The organism is Aminobacter sp. P4_D5 (genome assembly GCF_056401815.1).
In genome coordinates this window covers 1-631 of the sequence record NZ_JBFUIP010000918.1, presented here as the reverse complement: position 1 = coordinate 631, position 631 = coordinate 1, and the positions used below count along the sequence as shown (strand labels likewise).

Here is a 631-nt window from a genome sequence, read left to right as displayed (position 1 = left end):
CGATCGCCCGTTGCGCCCGATGGACCTCCCGCCACTGGCCGACCGGGCCACGGCAGGCGAAGCCCATGGGGTGACGATGGGTGTGGTTCTCCACGCTGTGGCCCCGCCGTAGCATCTCGCGCACCAGCCCGGGATGGCGTTCCGCGCGCTGGCCGATCACGAAGAAGCTGGCCGTGACGCCGAAGGCATCGAGGATGTCCAGGACCCTCGGCGTGACCTCGGGGTGCGGTCCGTCATCGAAGGTCAGCGCGACGAGCCCGTCCTGTGCCTCCGGCAGCCGGTCGAGGTTCCGGCCCAGCATCGCGCTGCGTGGAAGCATGCCGCAGGCGAGCGCCGCGTGGTTGGCGGCGAGCGCCACCAGGACCTGCGGCCAGAGTTGCGGCGCTACGGCCACCGTCGCCGCGCCGAGCGCGTGGGTCGCGATCGACAACCGCACCGCCGACGCCGGAGACCAAAGCCGCAGGCGCCGCCAGCGGGCCTTTGCGGAGCCTGGAACAAGCGGGGATTCCGTGGGGATCGCCTCCATCGCGGCGAGCATTCGCCCGCGGCGGCGCGGCGGTCAATTCGGGGCTGCATCCAACGCTCGGCAGCCTCACAGGCCCGCCATCTCGGCGTCCCGCCGGCACTGCGC

Annotated in this window: 1 protein-coding gene; it reads right to left on the bottom strand. The window is 72.7% G+C overall.

The window, feature by feature from the left end; genetic code table 11:
• The coding region (locus AC1DWF_RS35785; protein ID WP_476843200.1) for a polysaccharide deacetylase family protein at positions 1-430 on the bottom strand (430 nt) is incomplete at its 3' end.
• Positions 431-631: the final 201 nt, after the last annotated feature.